This is a genomic window from Pseudomonas capeferrum, from assembly GCF_000731675.1.
Classification (GTDB): Bacteria; Pseudomonadota; Gammaproteobacteria; order Pseudomonadales; family Pseudomonadaceae; genus Aquipseudomonas; species Aquipseudomonas capeferrum.
In genome coordinates, this window is record NZ_JMIT01000001.1 from 2,209,510 (window position 1) to 2,227,189 (window position 17,680).

A 17,680-nucleotide genomic window follows, 5' to 3' on the forward strand; every position below is an offset into this window, starting at 1 on the left:
GCATGTCTGGAGTGTTCAAGCGTGGTCGTCTGGCGACGACGGTAAAAGTCGGGCTGTTGGCGGCAACCACTGCGGGTGCCTGGCCCATGATGACGTTCGCGGCACAGGTGCCGGTGCAGCAGAACGGCGTCAGGACGTTCGACATTGCCGGGGGCAGCCTGACCGAAGTGCTCAGCCGCTATGCCAGTGCAGCGGGGGCTGCGCTGTCGTTCGATGCCAAGCAGACCGACGGCTTGCACAGCGCAGGGCTCAAAGGGGCATTCGGTGTCAGCGAAGGCTTCACCCAGATTCTGGCAGGCAGCGGCCTGCAGGCCGAGCCGCAGTCAAACGGTACCTATGTGCTGCGGGCCGTGCCGTCTTCGGGTTCGGCGATGGAGCTGGGGGCCACCAACATCACCAGCCAGGTGCTGGGCGCGACCACTGAACACAGCGGCTCGTACACCACCGGCGCGGTGACCATCGGCAAGGGCGAGCACTCGCTGAAGGAGACGCCGCAATCGGTCACGGTGATGACGCGCAAGATGATGGACGACCAGAACCTGTACACCATCGACCAGGTCATGGAGAAGACGCCGGGCATTACCGTGTACGACTCGACCATGGGCGGCAAATACTTCTACTCGCGCGGGTTCCGCATGTCGGGCCAGTACCAGTACGACGGCGTGCCGTTGGACATGGGCAACCTGTATGTCCAGGCCGACAGTTTCAGCAGTGACATGGCGTATTACGACCGGGTCGAAGTGCTGCGCGGCGCTGCAGGCATGATGAAGGGCTCGGGCGGCACTGCAGGCGGGGTGAACTTCGTGCGCAAGCGTGGCCTTGCCGATGCGCATACCGACATCACCTTGTCCGGTGGCAGCTGGGACAACTACCGCGGGCAGATCGACACCGGCGGCCCGCTGAACGCGGCCGGCACCCTGCGTGGCCGGGCGGTGGTGGCCGAGCAGAGCCGGCACTATTTTGTAGACGACGCCAACCGCAAGGACCAGGTGTACTACGGCGCGCTCGACTTCGACCTGAGCCCCGACACGACCCTGGGGCTGGGCGTTGCCTATGAAGATGTCGACGCCAACCCGTGCTGGGGTGGCCTGCCGCGCTACAAGGACCGCAGCGACCTCAACCTCAGCCGCTCGACCTGCCTCGACCCCTCCTGGAACACCTGGCGCAGCAAGCGCACTACCGTGTTCAGCGACCTCACCCACCAGGTCAATGAAGACTGGAAGCTCAAAGTTGCCAGTGTTTATACAAAGAATACCCAGGACATCAAGTACGCCTTCGCTTCGGGCGCGGTAACGCCCGGCATCGACACCACCGGCATGCTGGGCAGCATGTATGACTACGACCAGGTCGACTACGGCCTGGACGCCTACCTGGATGGCAAGTTCGACGCGTTCGGCCAGCAGCATGAACTGGTGCTGGGCATGAACGCCAGCCGCTCGAACAAGGACGACTTTTACTCGGTGGCGTTTCTGCCGCAGCGCCAGAATGTGTTCAACCCCGACAAGTTCATCCCCGAGCCCGATGACAGTTACTTCATCGAAAACTCGTCGCGCGGCGGGCCGGTCAAGAGCAAGACCACGCAAAAGGGCCTCTACTCGACCCTGCGCTTGAAACTGGCCGACCCGTTGACCGTGGTGGTCGGTGGCCGGGTGAGCTGGTACGACTCCAAGACGGATTCCGTCTTCATCAGAAGCGGTGAATCGCAGCCCTCCAACACCCGTGAGACCGGGCAGGTCACACCATTTGCCGGCGTGCTGCTGGACTTGAACGAGAACCTGACGGCCTACGCCAGCTACTCGGACATCTTCACCCCGCAAGGCAACTACCGGGCAGAAGACGGCTCGACGCTCAAACCGCTGGTGGGCCAGAGCTATGAGCTGGGGATCAAGGGTGCCTGGTACGACGGCCGTTTGAACGGCGCCTTCAACCTGTTCCGCACCATTCAGAAAGACCAGGCGCAAACCGACTTCAACTCGTCTTGCCCGTCATCCGATGGTTATTGCTACGTGAACGCCGGCCGGGTGCGCGCCCAAGGGTTCGAGGCCGAGCTCAGCGGTGAAGTGATCGAGCGGCTGCAGTTGCTGGCGGGGTACACCTATACCCAGACCAAGACGCTGGATGATATCGACAGCAGTTTGAATGGCGCGGCGTTCAACAGCTATGTGCCTCGCCATGTGTTGCGCTTGTGGGGTGAGTACACCTTGGGGGGTGCGTTGGAGCGGGTCAGCATTGGCGCCGGGGTGAATGCGCAAAGTGACAACTTCCGGCTTTCGCCGGCCAGTGGCGAGAAGATCAGCCAGGCGGGGTATGCGGTGTGGAACGGGCGGATCGGGTATCGGATCGATGAGACCTGGTCGGTGGCGCTTAACGGCAACAACCTGTTCGACAAGCGCTATTACGCCAGCATCGGGACAGAGACCTTTGGCAACTACTATGGGGAACCGCGTAATTTCATGGTGTCGGTGAAGGCCAGCTTTTGAGGTGAGGTGAAGGCTACAAGGGCATGTCGTTAGATTAGCAGCGCCTATGAGATCGAGCGCCGCCCGCGCGGCGCTTCGCGGGGCAAGCCCGCTCCCACATCTGTGGACTGCCCCCAAAAAGTTGGACAGTTCTATGCTGCCGCCTGGGTCCTGTACTCGACAGGGCTCAGGCCATTGAGCCTCAGCTTGATGCGGTCATGGTTGTAGTAGTGGATGTACTCATCCAAGCCCGCTTTCAATTCATCAACATTCTCAAACCGCTTGAGGTAGAAAAATTCTGACTTGAGCGTGCCGAAGAAGCTTTCCATAGCTGCATTATCTAGGCAATTGCCTTTACGAGACATGCTCTGCTTCACTCCACAACTGCGCAGTTTCTGGCGATACTGAGCCTGCTGGTACTGCCACCCCTGATCGGTGTGGAGCACGAGTTTCGGCTTCTCCCCCAGGGTCTTGAGTGCCTTGTCGAGCATGTTCCCAACCAGGCTGTACTGTGGGCGACTGGCCGTCTCGTAGGCGATGATTTCCCCGTTATACAAATCCATCACAGGCGAAAGATAGAGCTTCTGTTGCGCCACCTTGAACTCGGTTACGTCACTCACCCATTTCTGGTTGGGGCGCTGGGCGACGAAATTACGCTCCAGCAGATTCATCGCTATCTTGCCGACAGTACCTCGGTACGACCGATATTTCTTGGGTCGCACCAGTGACTTCAGACCCAGCCCAGTCATCAGTTTCTCAACGACCTTCTTGTTGACTAGCGGCCCCTCTTTTCTGATTGCTAGTGCAACGCGCCGATACCCGTAACGCCCCTTCTCTTTGTGATAGACCTGCCGAATTCTCTCTTTAAGCTCCGCGTATTTATCCGGCTTCTGTTGGCTCTGTACCTGGTAGTAAAAAGTGCTGCGAGCCAGTCCGATCAGCCGCAGCAGGTCAGGCAAAGGGAATCTACGTTTGAGTTTGGAAACGATCAGGACTTTTTCGCCGGTATTCGTTCCTTTTCCTCGCGCAGAGCCTTGAGCTCCTTTAGGACAGCGTTCTCCATGCGCAGATACTCAAGCTCAGCCATCAGCTGGTCTCTGGGCTTTTGCGAATCGTCGGTATCTGTGGGCTTTGCTGGTTTAATCTTCTTCAACACTTTAATCGGCTTTTTCTGGCGGATGACAGGGGCTACAGGGCTACCACTGTAGTACTGCCGCTGCCAGTTGCCTATCTGCGAGGACTGGCCGAGGCCAAAATGCGCAGCGGTTTGGCGAAGAGAGAGACGATGCTCGTGCATGTGGCTCAGCACTTGGCGCTTGAAGTCGTCGTCATAGCGCTGCCCGTGCGAGCGCGGACTAAGGCTGGACTTGCTCTGATAGCTGGAGACCCACCGGCGCAGCAGACTGACGTCGATACCGAAACGCTGGGCTACTTTTCGGAAGCCATCGCTACCATCTAGGTAGGCTGAGATGGCTGTGAGTTTGAACTGCTCTGTGTATTTGCCCATCGGTCCCCCCAAGGGTTGGATTTTTTGTCCAACTTCTTGGGGGCAGTCCATCTGTTTCGGGCCAGTTTTGCCTGAAGCATTGGCGCGCGGCGCCTTTGGTGCTCGCCTCGATATCGCGTCGTACAAACAAGGGGTCGCGCGCCTATTTAACAGGACTCATTGGCCCGAAACAGATGTGGGAGCGGGCTTGCCCCGCGAAGCGCCGCGCGGGCGGCGCTCGATCTCATAGGCGCTGCAAATTTTTCGACATGCACCTAATCATCAAAAATTCTGACAACAATCGTCTTCCATCATCAACCAAAACGGGCATAAATTCCCTACCGCCTCCCAGCACCAACGGTAGCCCCCAATGCCCAGCCTAAACCCAGCCACCCCTGCCCTGGCCACCCTGATCCAGCGCTCCGCCCTGCCCAGCCCCTCGCTAAGCGAAGCCCAGGCGCAAGCCTTGCTGCAGACGCATTACAACCTGGCTGGCAACCTGACGTCGCTGGGCAGCCAGCAGGACCTGAACTTCCGCCTGGATTCCCCCCAAGGCCGTTTCGTACTCAAGGCCTGCCACGGCAGCTACGCCCAGGTCGAACTGGAAGCCCAGCACGCCGCCTTGGCCTACCTGCGTGAACAGGGCTTGCCCGTACCCGCAGTACGCCCCGCACAAACCGGCCAAGCGCTGCTGGCACTGGACATCGCCGGCCAACCACTGCGCGTACGCCTGCTCGACTACATCGACGGCCAGCCGCTGACCCGCCTCAAACACATGCCGCCACGCCTGATGGCCGAACTGGGCGGGCTCTGCGCACGGCTGGACAAAGCCCTGGCCGACTTTGACCACCCAGGCCTGAGCCGCACCCTGCAGTGGGACCCGCAGCACGCCCAGGCACTGATCCAGCACCTGCTACCAGTGCTACAGGACGCAGGCCACCGCGCCCGTGTCGAGCAAGCCACCCAGCTGGCCGCTGCGCACCTGGCGCCGCTGGCCGACCAACTGCCCTGCCAGGCCGTGCACCTGGACGTGACCGACGACAACGCCGTGTGGGCCCGCGATGGCGAGCGCCAGTGGCAATTGCAGGGCGTGATCGACTTCGGTGACCTGCTGCGCACCTGGCGCATCGCCGACCTGTCGGTGACCTGCGCTGCGCTGCTGCACCATGCCGAAGGCGACCCGCTGCGCATTCTGCCGGCGGTACGTGCCTACCAGGCGCTCAACCCACTGAGCGAGGCCGAACTGCGGGCCCTGTGGCCGTTGGTACTCAACCGCGCCGCGGTACTGGTGTTGAGCAGCGAGCAACAGCTCGCCGTAGCGCCGGGCAACCAGTACATCCGCAACAACATCGCGCATGAATGGGAAATCTTCGACACCGCTACCGCCGTGCCTTTCGCGTTGATGGAGGCGGCTATCCTGCAAGCGGCCAATCTTCAACCCGGCAAGCCCGAGCTGGCCGGTTGTGCACCCCTGTTGCCCGAACTGGTCGGCCAGCCGGTCGCACGCCTCGACCTGGGCGTGCTCAGCCCGCACTGCGAAGCGGGCAACTGGGAGCAGCCAGGCTTCGATCAGCACCTGCTGGCCGCACAACCGACCCCGGCGAGCACGCTGCATGGCCAGTATCGCCTGTCACAAACCCATATCGACCGCCCCGAAGAACCTGCCACCTGCGCGCTGGGTGTGGAGTTGCAGGTGCCGAACGGCACCCTGCTGCAGGCACCCGAGGCCGGCACTTGGCAGCGTCATGGCGATGGCCGCGGCTGCCTGCACACGCCGCATTGGGCCTTGTGGCTCACGGGTCTGGAAGATGCCCCGGTGGATGGCCAAGCCGTAGCAAAAGGTCAACCACTGGGTAGCAGCCATGGCGTGCTCAGCGTTCAGCTGTGCCTGGATAACGCTACCCGCCCTCCCTTCTTCGCCACGCCCTCCCAGGCCGCAGCCTGGCTGGCGCTATGCCCGTCGCCTGCCGCGCTGCTGGGCGTTGACTGCGACGCCGAAGCGCTGCCCGACCCGCAGGCGCTGCTGGCACGCCGCGACGCAAGCTTCGCCCGCTCGCAGAAGCACTACTACGCGCAACCGCCGCATGTCGAACGCGGCTGGCGCAATTACCTGATCGACATGCAGGGCCGTTCGTACCTGGACATGCTCAACAACGTTGCCGTGCTTGGCCATGGCCACCCACGCATGGTGGCCGAGTCAGCGCGGCAATGGTCGCTGCTCAACACCAACTCGCGCTTCCATTACGCCGCCATCGCCGAGTTTTCCGAACGCCTGCTCAAACTGGCGCCGGAAGGCTTCGACCGGGTGTTTCTGGTCAACAGCGGCACCGAGGCCAACGACCTGGCCATCCGTCTGGCCTGGGCCTACAGCGGCGGGCGCGACCTGCTCAGCGTGCTGGAGGCCTACCACGGCTGGTCGGTGGCCACCGATGCCATATCAACGTCCATCGCCGATAACCCGCAGGCACTGGAGACCCGGCCAGACTGGGTGCACCCGGTCGAGGCGCCGAACACCTTCCGTGGGCGTTTTCGCGGTGCCGACAGCGCCGCCGACTACCTGCGTGACGTCGATGCCAAGCTGGCCGACCTCGATGGCCGTGGCCGTCAGCTGGCTGGCATCATTTGCGAGCCGGTGTACGGCAATGCCGGCGGCATCTCGCTGCCTGCGGGCTATCTGGCCGACGCCTATGCCAAGGTGCGCGCCCGGGGCGGCGTGTGCATCGCCGACGAAGTGCAGGTCGGTTATGGCCGGCTGGGCGAGTACTTCTGGGGCTTTGAGGAACAAGGCGTGGTGCCCGACATCATCACCATGGCCAAGGGCATGGGCAACGGCCAGCCGCTGGGCGTGGTGATCACCCGGCGTGAGATAGCCGAGGCGCTGGAGGCGCAGGGCTACTTCTTCTCGTCGGCGGGGGGTAGCCCGGTCAGTTGCCGCATCGGCATGGCGGTGCTGGACGTGATGCAGGAGGAAGGGCTGTGGGACAACGCCCGCGACACCGGGCGCTATTTCAAGGCACGCTTGCAGGCATTGGTCGACAAGCACCCGCTCGCCGGCGCAGCGCATGGCTCGGGCTTCTACCTGGGCCTGGAGCTGGTGCGCGACCGGCAGACGCTGGAGCCGGCGACCGAGGAGACCCTGCTGCTGTGCGATCGCCTGCGTGAGCTGGGCATCTTCATGCAACCGACCGGCGACTACCTGAACATCCTCAAGATCAAACCGCCGATGTGTACCACTCAGGCGAGTGTGGACTACTTTGTCGACAGCGTTGACCGTATCCTGTCGGAAGACTTGTAGCCCGCCAAGGAGGGGTCTGACGATGGCCTTTACCAGCGACTCTCTTGCAGTCTTTCTGGCGGTACTGGAGGCAGGGTCGTTTTCTGCAGCCGCACGCAAGCTGGGGCGCGTGCCTTCGGCCGTGAGCATGGCCATCGCCCAGCTGGAAGCAGAACTTGACCTGGCCCTGTTCGACCGTGCCACACGCAAAGCCTTGCCGACCAGCGCAGCACTGGCGCTCGAACCGCAGGCCAGGCAGGTGATCTGCCAGCTCAACTTGTTGGACGCCCAGGCCCTGCAACTGCACAAGGGGCTGGAAAAACGCCTGACCATCGCCATGGCGCCCGAGCTGCAAACCGGCCGCTGGAGCCAGCCCCTGGAAACCCTCGCGCAGGAATTCCCCAGCCTTGAGATCGAAGTACGTTCGGCCACCCAAGCCGAAGCCATACGCTTGCTGCACGACGGCAGCGTGCAGTTGGCCCTGGTATTCGAACGGCCCGGGATCGATGAGCGCGAGTCGTTTCTTGAAGCCGGCAGCCAACTGCTGGTGGCCGTTGCTTCACCGCGCCACCCCGCCGGGCGCAACAACGGCACGCCGCTGCCGGAAGAGGCATTCGCCGAGCAACGGCAAATCATCGTGGCCTCCGGCAAAGCCACCGGCTCCGACCCGCGCATGGTGCTGTCGCGGCGGATCTGGCTGACCGACAGCTACCTGGCGACGCTGGACCTGGTGCAATCCGGCCTGGGTTGGGCCTACCTGCCGCAGCCGCTGGTTGAGCCGTTGATTGCCTCGGGCGCATTGGCCGAGGTGCGCTTCGACAACATGGCCAGCCGGTTACGCTTGTGGGTCGACATCATCTGGGTCAAACCGCGGCCCTTGGGCCTGGGCGCGCGGCGCTATCTGGAGGTCATGCGCCAACTGTTCGAAAAAGAGCCGCCCAGGGCCTGATGCCACCTCGCCCGCTCACGAGCCTGGCGCTACCAGCCTGTAGCCTACCCCCGCCTCGGTGATGATGAACCGCGGCGCCATTGGGTCATCCCCGAGCTTCTGGCGCAGATGCCCGACCACGATGCGCAGGTAGTGGGTATCGTCGACATGAGTCGGCCCCCAGATGTCCTTGAGCAACTGCTGCTGGGTAATCACCCGGCCCGGGTGCCCGGCCAACTGGGCCAGCAGCGCATACTCCTTGCGCGTCAACGCGACCTCCACGCCCTCCAAGGTCACCCGGCGGAAGGCGAAGTCCACGGTCAACGGCCCGAAACTGGCGGCCACCTCACCGCCACCGGCCTGCGGCACCTGGCGCAACAGGGCACGCACCCGCGCCAGAAACTCCTGAATGCCAAACGGTTTGGTCACATAGTCATTGGCCCCGCCGTCCAGTGCATCGACCTTCTGCACCTCGCTGGCACGCACCGACAGCACCAGCACCGGCACCGCGCTCCATTCGCGCAACTCACTCAGCACCTGCTGGCCGTCCATGTCCGGCAGGCCGAGGTCGAGCACCACCAGGTCGGGTTTACCCAATGCGGCTTGCGCCAGGCCCTCGCCGCCGGTGGCAGCCTCGAGCACCTTGTAGCCTTGGGACGTCAGGCTGATACGCAAGAACTTGCGGATCTGCGGCTCGTCGTCGATGACCAAAAGGGTGGCGGGCTGGCTCATGGGGTTTCGCTTTCGGCTTCGGGTTGAGGGGGCAGCGGCAAGCATAGAGTGATGCCGGTGCCCTGGCCATCGATGCCGTCACCCACCAGGATCTGCCCACCATGGGCGCCAATCATGCCCTGGCAGATGGCCAGGCCCAGGCCGGTGCCCTGCCCGCCTCGATCTCCACGGGCGGCGGTGTAGAACATGTCGAAAATCTTCTCCCGCTCCGCCAGGGGGATGCCGGGGCCCTGGTCGCGCACGGCCATGTGCAATTGTGCGTCCACCACCGACACCTGCAGCTCCAGCCGACCGTTGGCCGGGGAGAAGCGTGCGGCGTTCTCCAGCACATTGACCAGCGCCTGCTCGATCAATGCCGCATGGACAAACAGCAACGGCAACTCGGTCGGCACCAAGGTGTGCACGCGCAATGGCGCCAGCACCACACGCAGGCGGTTGAGCGCGCTGCCGACGATGTCTACGGGGGCTACCCAGTCACGGGCAAGCTTGAGGCCGCCGTGGCCCAGGCGGGTCATGTCGAGCAAGTTCTGGATGTAGCGGTCCAGGCGCTCGGCCTCGTCGCGCGTGCCTTCCAGCAGTTCGCGCCGGTCTTGTTCGGGGATCGCCTCGCCCAGCGCCAGCAAGCTGTCGATACTGCCGCGCATGGCGGTCAGCGGCGTGCGCAGGTCGTGGGACACCGACGCAAGCAAGGCGCTGCGCAGCTGTTCGGTTTCGCCGTGCAGGCGCGCGGCCTCCAGCTGTTCGGCCAGCCGCGCGCGGGCCAGCGCCTGGGCCAGCGGCTGGCCCAGGGCCGTGAGCAGGCGCCGGCGCGGGTCGCTGAGCGGGTCGCCAGTGCGCGAGCGCACGCCGAGCAGGGCTAGCGGCTGATCCTCCACCGCCAAGGGCCACCACCACCAGCGGCCATTGGGCAAGGTATCGCTGCCCTGGCCCGCTGCCTGACCGTGTTGCCAGGCCCAGTCGGCAGCGGCCCGTTCGTTGTCGCTCAGGGCGTGGGCTTCGCCACTGGCCACGCGCAACAGGCCCTCGGCATCACGTTCGAGCAAGCACACGTGCAGGTCCTGCCAGCCGTCCAGGTGCTGGCCGGCGGCCTTGAACACTGCCTGGCGGTCGGTGGCGACGGTCAGCCGACGCGACAGGTCGAGCAGCTGGCTGGTTTGTGCCTGGGTTTCGCGCAGTGCCTGCAGTTGGCGGCGCTGACGGGCTGCCAGGTTACCCGTGAGGGCGGCCATGAGCAGAAAGAACACCAGGGTTAGCACGTCTTCTTCGCGCTGGATGCTGAAGGAGAAATTCGGCGGGATGAACAAGAAGTCGTACGTCAGGAACGACAACGCCGCACACGCCAGCGCCGGCCCCAGGCTGCTGCGCACCGCCACCAGCAACACTGCAGCAAGAAACACCAAGGAGATATTAGGCAGCGCCAGCACGCTCGACACCGCCCAAGCCAGGCCGGCCGCCATGACGGTGGCTAGCAGGGCCAGCAGATAATGCCGCCACACCCACACACGCTTGACCGCCGAGCGGGCCGGTTGCGGCTGGGCATCGCGGTCGAGCACGTTGATTTCCAGCCCATGGCTTTCGCGCAATAGCCGCGCCGCAACCCCCGCCCCCAACAGGCGTCGACGCAGGCGATCGCGCGACTGCCCCACCAGCACCAGGCTGGCCCGGCGTTCGAGCGCATGCTGAATCAACGTGCGCGCCACTTCGCCGGCCCGCAACAGCACCACTTCGCCCCCCAGGCGCTCGGCCAGTTGCTGCGCAGCCTGCAAGCGCTGACGCGCCGCCTCGTCACGCAGGCGACCGTTGTCCACGTGCACCAGGCTCCAGGGTAAGTGACGGCGCTGAGCCACCCGGCTGGCATGGCGCACCAGGCGTTCGGCCTGGTCGTCGCCATCGACGCCAACCAACAGCCGCCCGCGCAAGGCAGGGGCTTCCTGGCCGCGCTGGCGATAGCCGTGGGCCAGGTCGGCATCGACCTGGGCGGCGGCCGTCTGCATGGCCAGTTCACGCAGGGCGGTCAGGTTGGTCTGCGAGAAGTACGCATCGATGGCCGCCCGCGCCTGCTCCGGCACGTACACCTTGCCTTCGCGCAGGCGTTCGAGCAGCTCGCGGGGCGGCAGGTCGATCAGTACCAGTTCGAAAGCTTCCTGCAGCACCCAGTCCGGCAGGGTTTCACGCACCTGCACGCCGGTGATGTCGCGGACCTTGTCGTTGAGGCTCTCCAGGTGTTGCACGTTGACGGTGGTGTAGACGTCGATGCCGGCGGCGAGCAGTTCCTGCACGTCCTGCCAGCGCTTGGCATGGCGGCTGCCGGGTGCGTTGGTGTGCGCCAGCTCGTCAACCAGGGCCAGGGCTGGCGCCGCGCTGAGCAGGCCGTCCAGGTCCATTTCTTCAAGCGTGACGCCGCGGTAATCGCTGCGCAGCAGTGGCTGCTGGGGCATGCCGCCGAGCAGCGCTTCGGTTTCGGCGCGGCCGTGGGTCTCGACCACCCCGGCCAGCACCTGCACGCCCTGGCGTTGCTGGGTGTGGGCGGCTTGCAGCATGGCGTAGGTCTTGCCCACCCCGGGTGCGGCGCCGAGAAACACCTTCAGCCTGCCGCGCCCAGCGCGCGGCAGGTTGGCCAACAGCGCGTCTGCGCGGGCGGAATCACTCATGTGTCATCCTTCAATAATGCGGCGATCGTTGGGCCTGCGTTGCAGGCCCCCGTCTCAATGCCCCAACGTCTCCAAGGCCTGGTTCAGTGCCAGGACGTTGACCACAGGCGGCCCGATCAATGGGTGGAGGGTGGCCTCTTCAAGCAAGGCTTGCAAGCGCTCCTCCGGCACCTTGCGGGCCGCAGCCACACGCGGAATCTGGTAGGCCACGGCCTGCGGCGGCAAATGCGGGTCCAGGCCGCTGCCCGAGGTCGTCAGCAAGGCTTGAGGCACCGGGCCTTGTTGCGTTCGATACAGCGCGCCAGCATCACTGGCCACCCGCTCGGCCAAGGCCGGATTGCTCGGCGACAGGTTGCTGGCACTGCTGGCAACCGTGGCATAGGCCCCTGCCGAAGGCCGCGAATGGAACCAGCCATCGCCTTGGAAATCCTGGGCGATCAGGGCCGAACCGCGCACCTGGCCCTGGGCGTCGCGCACCAGGCTGCCGTTGGCCTGTTCAGGGAAGGCGACCTGGGCGATACCGGTCACCGCCAACGGATACAGTGCGCCAGTAAGCAACGTCATCAGCAAGGCCAGGCTCAGGGCCGGGCGTACATAAGTGTTCATGGCGGCCTCCTCAGACCAGGTGCAGGGCATTGAGCAGCATGTCGATCAGCTTGATCCCGGCAAACGGCACGATGATGCCGCCCAAGCCGTAGATGAGCAGGTTGCGCCGCAACAGGTGGGCCGCGCTCGCCGCCTGCACCCGCACACCGCGCAAGGCCAACGGAATCAGCGCGATGATGATCAGCGCGTTGAACACGATCGCCGACAAGATCGCGCTCTGCGGGCTGGCCAGGTGCATCAGGTTGAGCACGCCCAGCTGCGGGTAGATGGCGGCGAACAAGGCCGGCAGGATGGCGAAGTACTTGGCCACGTCGTTGGCAATCGAGAAGGTGGTCAAGGCGCCGCGGGTCACCAGCAGTTCCTTGCCGACCTGAACCACATCCAGCAACTTGGTCGGGTCGCTGTCCAGGTCGACCATGTTGGCTGCCTCGCGGGCCGCCTGGGTGCCATCGTTCATGGCCATGCCGACGTCGGCCTGGGCCAGCGCCGGGGCGTCGTTGGCGCCGTCGCCGCACATGGCGACCAGGCGGCCGTCGTTCTGCTCCTGGCGGATCCGCGCCAGTTTCTTCTCTGGGGTGGCCTCGGCCAGGACGTCGTCGACCCCCGCCTCGGCGGCAATGGCAGCGGCGGTCAGCGGGTTGTCACCGGTCACCATCACGGTGCGGATGCCCAGCTTGCGCAGCTCGGCAAAGCGCTCGCGAATACCCGGTTTGACCACGTCCTTGAGATGGATTACCCCAAGCAGGCGTTTGTCGACACACACCAGCAGCGGTGTGCCGCCACTCTGGGCAATCCGCTCGACCTCGCGGGCCAGCGCGGCGGGCATTTCCAGGCGCTGCATGCCGACAAAGGCCAGCACCGCATCGACCGCGCCCTTGCGGTAGCGATGCTGCTGGAAATCGATGCCTGACAGGCGCGTCTCGGCGCTGAAGGCAATGGCCTCGAACTGCCCGGTGACCGGTTCGACAAAGTCGTGCAACTGACGCAGGTATTCGACGATCGACTTGCCTTCGGCGGTGTCATCGGCCAGCGAAGCGAGCAAGGCGCCCTCGCCCAACTCTTTGGCGGTTACCCCGGTGGCGGCATGCAGGGCACTGCAACGGCGGTTGCCGAAGGTGATGGTGCCGGTCTTGTCGAGCATCAGTGTATGCACGTCGCCAGCGGCTTCCACCGCACGGCCGGAGCGGGCGATGACATTGAGCCGGACCAGGCGGTCCATGCCGGCAATGCCGATGGCCGACAGCAGGCCGCCAATGGTGGTGGGGATCAACGTCACCAGCAGCGCGGCGAGGAAGATCAACGGCAGGCTACCGCCGGCGAAGTGGGCGAACGGCTGCAAGGTCACCACCACGACCAGGAAGATCAGGGTCAGGCCGATCAGCAGGATATCCAGGGCAATCTCGTTAGGCGTCTTCTGCCGCTTGGCCCCCTCGACCAAGGCGATCATGCGGTCCAGGGTCGACTCGCCCGGGTTGCTGGTGATGCGGATCAGCAGCCAGTCGGACACCAGCCGCGTGTTGCCGGTCACCGCCGAGCGGTCGCCGCCGGACTCGCGAATTACCGGGGCAGACTCGCCGGTGATGGCCGCCTCGTTGACGGCGGCGATGCCTTCGAGCACTTCGCCGTCGCCGGGGATCAGCTCACCGGCGACCACCTTGACCACATCGTCCTTGCGCAACGCGTTGGCGGCGACCGTCTGGAATACACCCGCGCTGTCGCGACGCTGGGCGGTGAGCCCCTGGCTCCCCGCCTTGAGGCTGTCGGCGCGGGCCTTGCCTCGGCCTTCGGCCAGGGCTTCGGCGAAGTTGGCGAACAGTACGGTGAACCACAGCCACAGGGCGATCTGCACCGCAACAGCCGTGCTCACGCCACTACCAGGGGCAACGCACAATACGGTAGTGAGCACAGCGGTCAGGGCAACCACCAGCATGACCGGTGAGCGCTTGAGCTGGCGCGGGTCCAACTTGACGAAGGCCTGGACCAGGGCCGGGCGCCAGAGCGCGGCGAAGCGGGTCTGGTCCTTGGCGTTGCGAGGGGCTTTTACATCAGCAATGGGCATGTTCATGGTCGGCTCCTCAGAAGCCCAGGCTCAGGTATTCGGCGATTGGCCCAAGGGCCAAGGTCGGCAGGAAGGTCAGGCCCCCCACCAGCAAGATGGTCACCAGCAACAGGCCGGTGAACAGCGGGCCGTGGGTGGGGAAGCTGTTCAGCCCCTGGGGCGCGCTCTTTTTCGCCGCCAGGCTGCCAGCCAGGGCCAGTATCGGCAGGATGTAACCGAAGCGGCCGATAAGCATGGCCAGGCCGATCATCAGGTTGTGGTACACCGTGTTGGCACCGAAACCGGCAAACGCCGAGCCGTTATTGGCGGTGCCCGAGGTGTAGGCGTACAGCAGTTGGCTGAAGCCATGGGCACCCGGGTTGCTCACCGCAGCCGCCGGCCCCGGCAGGCTGGCGGCGACGGCACCCAGCACCAGCACACCGACCGGCATCACCAGCAAGGTCGCCACCAGCAACTGCACTTCACGCGCCTGCAGCTTCTTGCCCAGGTACTCCGGCGTGCGGCCTATCATCAGGCCGGCCAGGAACACGGCGATCAGCACGAACAACAGCATGCCGTAGAGCCCCGCGCCCACACCGCCGAAGATCACCTCTCCCACCATCATGTTGACCATCGCGACCATGCCGGTCAGCGGGTTGAGGCTGTCGTGCATGGCATTGACCGAGCCATTGGAGGCGGCGGTGGTGGTTACTGTCCACAACACCGAGCCGGTGGTACCGAAGCGGCTTTCCTTGCCCTCCATGGGGGCGCTCTGTTGAACCTGTGGGCTTTCAAGTGCCGGGTTGGGCTGGTGTTCGGACCACAGCGCGGTAGCCCCACCGATGAGGAACAGGCTCAGCATGCAGGCCAGAATCGCACGGCTCTGGCGCAGGTCCTTCACGTAGTGGCCGAAGGTGAACACCAGCGCCACCGGGATGAGGATGATCGAGGCCACCTCGAACAGGTTGCTCCAGGCGCTGGGGTTTTCGAACGGGTGCGCCGAGTTGACGCCGAAGAAGCCACCACCGTTGGTGCCCAGTTGCTTGATCGCAATTTGGCTGGCCGCCGGGCCGAGCGGGATGGTCTGCTCGCTGCCTTGCAAGGTCAGCGCGTGGGCGTAGTCGGCAAAAGTCTGCGGCACGCCCTGCCAGACCAGCAGCAGCGCCAGCACCAGGCACAGCGGTAGCAGGCCGTAGAGGGTGGCGCGGGTCATGTCGACCCAGAAATTGCCCAGGGTGGCGGTCGAACGACGGGCAATACCGCGGCACAGCGCCACGAGTACCGCCAGGCCAGTGGCGGCGCTGACGAAGTTCTGCACGGTCAGGCCGAGCATCTGGCTCAGGTAGCTGACCGACGCCTCGCCGCTGTAGCCCTGCCAGTTGGTGTTGGTAACGAAGCTCACGGCGGTGTTGAACGCCAGCGACCATTCCTGGCCGGGAAGGTGCTGTGGGTTGAGCGGCAGATACCCCTGCAGCAACAGCACGGCAAACAACAGCAGGAACCCGACCAGGTTGAAGGCCAGCAAGGCCAGGGTGTATTGCTTCCAGTTCTGCTCCTGGTCGGCGCGAACGCCCGCCAACCGATAGCAGCCCTGCTCCACCGGGCCCAATACCGGTGACAGCCAGGTGCGCTGGCCTTCCATCACTTTGTAGTAGAACCGCCCGAGCCAAGGTGCCGGTAGTAGCACGATGAGGAAAAACGCCAATAACAAGGCAAAGTCGTAACTGTGCATGGCCACTCCCTAGCTGCGATCGGCGCGCAGCAGCGCCACCAGCAGGTAAATAGCCAATGCCACTGCCAGCAGCAGTGACAGCCCGTCGAGCATGTTCATGTGTGAAGCTCCCCGTGGTGCGGCTTGGGCCGCTTTGAGGGAATTGTCCGAGGGAGGGGCGTAAAGGGGCGAGATCGAGGGGTGAGGTAAGGCATAAAGAATGCGTAAAAACGCGAGGTGACGCGCGAAAAACACCAATCAAAACAATTCTCATTTGTGCTATTTTGCCGCCCTCGTTCACACGCCCGCTAAGGTGGCCCCATGTCCGGTTCAGATCTCAAGGCCCTCTACCTTGCCCATCGCGAGGAGATTCAGGAGTACCTGGACCGCCGCCTGCGTTGCAAGGAAACCGCCGCCGACCTGACCCAGGACGCATTCATCCGGCTTTCCGAGCAGATGGGCCGCAGCCGCATCGAGAACTTTCGCGCTTACCTGTTTTCCAGCGCACGCAACCTGTTCATCGACCACACCCGCCGTCAGCAACACCGCAAGAGCGAGCCGCTCGACTCGCAGGAAGCGCACGCGACGGCCCAGCCGAGCGCAACGCTGGAACAGGCCGCCATTGCCAATCAGCAACTGGCCGCGCTGAACACCGTGATCCAGAACATGCCTGCACCGTGCCGCGAGGTGTTCCTGATGGTACGGGTCGAAGGCATGACCTATGCCGACATCGGTACACGGCTTGGCATCTCCCCCAAGACGGCGTACAGCCGTATGGTGAAGGCACTGGAATTGTTGAAACAGGGCATGTCCCAGTGAAGCCGGAGCCGATGGATCACACCGCTGCCGATGACATCAGCCACCAGGCCAACGCCTGGTTTGCGCTGTTCCACGGCGGTGCGCCCACACCTGAGCAACGGGCGGCATGGTCGGCGTGGATGGCCGCTGATGTGCGCCATGCCCAGGCCTATGCCGAACTTGAAAACCTGTGGGCCGCTTCGGCGCTGCTGCTGCAGCCCTCGCCCGCCGCCGCCCCTGTGGCCCCGGCGCGGCTTTCCCGGCGCCGCTTCGTCGGCCTGGGGCTGGCCGCCAGTGCTGCAGCAGTGACTGCAGGCGCCGGCACGTTGTGGCTGAACGGCGTGGACTCACCGTTCGCCGACCTGCGCACCGCCGTGGGCGAGCGCCGCATCGCGTACCTGCCCGACGGCTCGACGGTCGAAATGGCCGGCCACACGGCGATGAACCTGGACTTTTCAGCGACCCGCCGGGCAGTCGAACTGCTTCACGGCCAAGCGTTTTTCAGGGTTCGGCCGAGTGCTGCGGGTGAGTTCAGTATCAACACCCAAGCTGGGCGACTGCACACCCGTGAAGGCGAGTTTTGCGTGTCGTGCGAAAACGACGCGGGGCTGGTGGCGGTTAGCCAAGGGCGTGTGCAAGTGCTGACGGCCGGGCAGCAGACAGAGCTGGAAGAAGGCCTTTCGCTCAGTTTCAGCGCACGTGCGACGGGTGACATACAGCGTGCGGAGCTGGCGCAGATGCTGGCCTGGCGCAATGGCCGGCTGGTGTTTTTCAATGAGCCGCTGCTGACCGTGGTCGATGCACTGCAGCGTTGGCGCAAGGGCCGGATTTTCATCATGGACAAGCAACTGGCCGCCCGACGCGTGAGCCTGATTCTCAACCTCGACCACCCCGACCAGATGCTCGATGTGCTGTCCCGGGCCCTTGCCGTACGTACCACGCGCTACACCGACCTGGTCACGCTGATCTACCCCGCCTGAAAAATTTCAAAGCGCCA

At 64.4% G+C, this 17,680-nt stretch carries 12 protein-coding genes; 5 read left to right on the top strand and 7 right to left on the bottom strand.

Annotation, left to right across the window (positions count from 1 at the left end; genetic code table 11):
• The first annotated feature begins 2 nt into the window (after positions 1–2).
• Complete coding sequence (locus PC358_RS09905; RefSeq protein ID WP_033699226.1) at positions 3–2,480, top strand: TonB-dependent siderophore receptor; 2,478 nt, start codon at positions 3–5, stop codon at positions 2,478–2,480.
• Between the two features lie 131 nt (positions 2,481–2,611).
• Here the strand turns inward: PC358_RS09905 and PC358_RS27745 are convergent.
• Positions 2,612–3,966 (bottom strand): IS3 family transposase gene (locus PC358_RS27745; RefSeq protein ID WP_156056779.1). Its coding sequence is split into 2 segments (ribosomal slippage): positions 2,612–3,493 and positions 3,496–3,966, totalling 1,353 coding nucleotides; the frame shifts between segments, so codons are not numbered across the junction.
• Between the two features lie 349 nt (positions 3,967–4,315).
• On the opposite strand from PC358_RS27745, the gene PC358_RS09920 reads away from it, so the two are divergent.
• Complete coding sequence (locus tag PC358_RS09920; protein ID WP_033699227.1) at positions 4,316–7,240, top strand: aminotransferase; 2,925 nt, start codon at positions 4,316–4,318, stop codon at positions 7,238–7,240.
• A gap of 22 nt (positions 7,241–7,262) precedes the next feature.
• Complete coding sequence (locus PC358_RS09925; RefSeq protein WP_033699229.1) at positions 7,263–8,168, top strand: LysR family transcriptional regulator; 906 nt, start codon at positions 7,263–7,265, stop codon at positions 8,166–8,168.
• Between the two features lie 15 nt (positions 8,169–8,183).
• On the opposite strand, the gene PC358_RS09930 is transcribed toward PC358_RS09925, so the two are convergent.
• From PC358_RS09930 to kdpF, 6 genes are read right to left on the bottom strand one after another with little or no spacing between them, the layout of a single operon-like run.
• Positions 8,184–8,879: a response regulator gene (locus PC358_RS09930; RefSeq protein ID WP_033699230.1), complete on the bottom strand. Its 696-nt coding sequence runs from the start codon at positions 8,877–8,879 to the stop codon at positions 8,184–8,186.
• Entirely contained in the window at positions 8,876–11,530 is a 2,655-nt protein-coding gene (locus PC358_RS09935; RefSeq protein WP_033699232.1) for a sensor histidine kinase, read from the bottom strand. The genes PC358_RS09930 and PC358_RS09935 overlap by 4 nt, the downstream gene beginning before the upstream one ends.
• Positions 11,531–11,584: 54 nt before the next feature.
• The gene (gene kdpC, locus PC358_RS09940) at positions 11,585–12,136 is read right to left on the bottom strand and encodes a potassium-transporting ATPase subunit KdpC (protein ID WP_033699234.1); all 552 of its coding nucleotides are present in this window, start codon (positions 12,134–12,136) and stop codon (positions 11,585–11,587) included.
• Between the two features lie 10 nt (positions 12,137–12,146).
• Entirely contained in the window at positions 12,147–14,201 is a 2,055-nt protein-coding gene (kdpB, locus tag PC358_RS09945) for a potassium-transporting ATPase subunit KdpB (protein WP_033699236.1), read from the bottom strand.
• Between the two features lie 10 nt (positions 14,202–14,211).
• The gene (gene kdpA, locus PC358_RS09950) at positions 14,212–15,906 is read right to left on the bottom strand and encodes a potassium-transporting ATPase subunit KdpA (protein WP_033699238.1); all 1,695 of its coding nucleotides are present in this window, start codon (positions 15,904–15,906) and stop codon (positions 14,212–14,214) included.
• A 9-nt stretch (positions 15,907–15,915) separates the two neighbouring features.
• Complete coding sequence (gene kdpF / locus PC358_RS09955) at positions 15,916–16,005, bottom strand: K(+)-transporting ATPase subunit F (RefSeq protein ID WP_033699240.1); 90 nt, start codon at positions 16,003–16,005, stop codon at positions 15,916–15,918.
• Between the two features lie 201 nt (positions 16,006–16,206).
• On the opposite strand from kdpF, the gene PC358_RS09960 reads away from it, so the two are divergent.
• Both PC358_RS09960 and PC358_RS09965 read left to right on the top strand, forming a co-directional pair.
• Positions 16,207–16,704, top strand: coding sequence for an RNA polymerase sigma factor (locus PC358_RS09960; RefSeq protein WP_033699241.1), 498 nt, complete (start codon positions 16,207–16,209; stop codon positions 16,702–16,704).
• A gap of 11 nt (positions 16,705–16,715) precedes the next feature.
• A complete protein-coding gene (locus tag PC358_RS09965; RefSeq protein ID WP_033699243.1) occupies positions 16,716–17,663 on the top strand; it encodes a FecR family protein in 948 nt (315 codons plus the stop codon).
• The last annotated feature ends 17 nt before the right edge of the window (positions 17,664–17,680 follow it).

What these genes read in the sequence shown, in the direction of transcription:
- kdpB (WP_033699236.1), bottom strand. Translation starts at nt 14,201, where the DNA reads ATGAACATGCCCATTGCTGATGTAAAAGCCCCTCGCAACGCCAAGGAC.
- PC358_RS09935 (WP_033699232.1), bottom strand. Translation starts at nt 11,530, where the DNA reads ATGAGTGATTCCGCCCGCGCAGACGCGCTGTTGGCCAACCTGCCGCGC.
- PC358_RS09965 (WP_033699243.1), top strand. Translation starts at nt 16,716, where the DNA reads ATGGATCACACCGCTGCCGATGACATCAGCCACCAGGCCAACGCCTGG.
- PC358_RS09960 (WP_033699241.1), top strand. Translation starts at nt 16,207, where the DNA reads ATGTCCGGTTCAGATCTCAAGGCCCTCTACCTTGCCCATCGCGAGGAG.
- PC358_RS09930 (WP_033699230.1), bottom strand. Translation starts at nt 8,879, where the DNA reads ATGAGCCAGCCCGCCACCCTTTTGGTCATCGACGACGAGCCGCAGATC.
- kdpF (WP_033699240.1), bottom strand. Translation starts at nt 16,005, where the DNA reads ATGAACATGCTCGACGGGCTGTCACTGCTGCTGGCAGTGGCATTGGCT.
- PC358_RS09925 (WP_033699229.1), top strand. Translation starts at nt 7,263, where the DNA reads ATGGCCTTTACCAGCGACTCTCTTGCAGTCTTTCTGGCGGTACTGGAG.
- PC358_RS09920 (WP_033699227.1), top strand. Translation starts at nt 4,316, where the DNA reads ATGCCCAGCCTAAACCCAGCCACCCCTGCCCTGGCCACCCTGATCCAG.
- kdpC (WP_033699234.1), bottom strand. Translation starts at nt 12,136, where the DNA reads ATGAACACTTATGTACGCCCGGCCCTGAGCCTGGCCTTGCTGATGACG.
- kdpA (WP_033699238.1), bottom strand. Translation starts at nt 15,906, where the DNA reads ATGCACAGTTACGACTTTGCCTTGTTATTGGCGTTTTTCCTCATCGTG.
- PC358_RS09905 (WP_033699226.1), top strand. Translation starts at nt 3, where the DNA reads ATGTCTGGAGTGTTCAAGCGTGGTCGTCTGGCGACGACGGTAAAAGTC.